2 protein-coding genes are annotated in these 1,551 nt (G+C 71.7%); one reads left to right on the top strand and one right to left on the bottom strand.

The window, feature by feature from the left end; all coding sequences use genetic code 11:
* On the top strand, nucleotides 1-982 hold a 982-nt coding region (locus tag ACT4N8_RS02660), incomplete at its 5' end, for an alkaline phosphatase PhoX (protein WP_444856590.1).
* Here ACT4N8_RS02660 and ACT4N8_RS02655 read toward each other — a convergent pair.
* Nucleotides 983-1,551, bottom strand: a 569-nt coding sequence (locus tag ACT4N8_RS02655) for an aminotransferase class V-fold PLP-dependent enzyme (RefSeq protein WP_444856589.1), incomplete at its 5' end; no start/stop codon positions are given.

Raw genomic sequence — 1,551 nt, 5'->3', positions numbered from 1 at the left:
CTCCGGGCGGCTCGAACGCGACTTCCTCGCGCTCGCCGGGACGACCGGCAATTGCGCCGGCGGGGCGACGCCGTGGGGCTCGTGGCTGACCTGCGAGGACTCGGTGGTCGCCCCGGGAAGCGGCGCGCGGCGCCCGCACGGCTTCGTCTTCGAGGTGCCGGCGAGCGCGAGTGGGCCGGTCGCGCCGGTGCCGCTCACCGCGATGGGCCGCTTCGTCCACGAGGCGGCGGCGGTCGACCCGGGCACCGGCATCGTCTACCTCACCGAGGACAATCGGCTCGGCCTGTTCTACCGCTTCCTCCCGGCGGCGCGCGGGCAAATGGCGCGCGGCGGCCGGCTGCAGGCGCTGGCGATCCGAGGCTGGCGCTCGGCCAACACCAGCAACTGGCCGGCGGACTGGGACGGGCCGGGCGTTGGTCGGATCGCGCCGGGCACCTCGTTCGAGACCGAATGGGTCGCGCTCGACAATGTCGAGGCGCCCGAGGCCGATCTCGCCGTGCGCGGCCATGCCGCCGGCGCCGCGCAATTTTGCCGCGGCGAGGGCATGGATTTCGGCGTGCTGCCGGGCCAGCGGCGCGGCAGCGTCTATTTCACCTGCACGCAGGGCGGCGGCGCGCGCGCCGGGCAGGTTTGGCGCTACAGCCCCGGCCCGCGCGAGGGTCAGGCCGATGAGGGGAGTTCGCCCGGGCGCCTCACCCTGATCTACGAATCGCCCGGCGGCGACACCCTCGACATGTGCGACAATCTCGCCATCGCGCCGTGGGGCGATCTCATCCTGTGCGAGGACGGGCTCGGCGACCAGTATCTGCGCGGGCTCACCCCGGACGGCCGGATTTACGACTTCGCGCGCAACGCCCAGTCGCGCCGCGCCGAATTTTGCGGCGCCTGCTTCTCGCCGGACGGTCGGATCCTGTTCGTCAACGTGCAGACGCCGGGGCTCACCTTCGCGATCTCCGGCCCGTGGGCGGGGCTGCGCGGCTGATCAGGTGACCTTGCCGCGCACCGCGAACTTCGGATCGCGCCAGCTTTCCTCGGCGAGGATCTTCGCCAGCCGGTCGACGCCGGTCCAGATGTCCTCGAAGCCGAGATAGAGCGGGGTCAGGCCGAAGCGGATTACGTCGGGCGCGCGGAAATCGCCGATCACCTCGGCCGCGATCAGCGCCTGACAGATTTCGAAGGCGTGGGGATGGGCGAAGGAGATGTGGCTGCCGCGCTGCTCCTCGCCGCGCGGGGTGATGCAGGTGAGCTCGGGGCAGCGCAGCTCCAACAGCCCGACGAAGACGTCGAACATGGCGCGCGATTTGCTCCACAGCCGCTCCATCGTCACGCCGTCGAAGGCGTCGAGCCCCGCCTCGAGCGCGGCGAGGCTGAGGATCGGCGGCGTGCCGGCGAGGAAGCGGTCGATGCCCCGCGCGGGGCGATAATCGTCGGTGAAGGCGAAGGGCTCGGCATGCCCCATCCAGCCGCGCAGCGGCGAGAGCAGGCGCTCCTGCAAATGCTCGGCGATGTAGAGCAAGGCGGGGCGGCGACGAGCTCGGAAGAGAGAAGTGT

The organism is Sphingosinicella sp. (assembly GCF_052387495.1).
Lineage (GTDB): Bacteria > Pseudomonadota > Alphaproteobacteria > Sphingomonadales > Sphingomonadaceae > Allosphingosinicella.
This window is presented reverse-complemented; position numbering and strand designations above follow the sequence as displayed.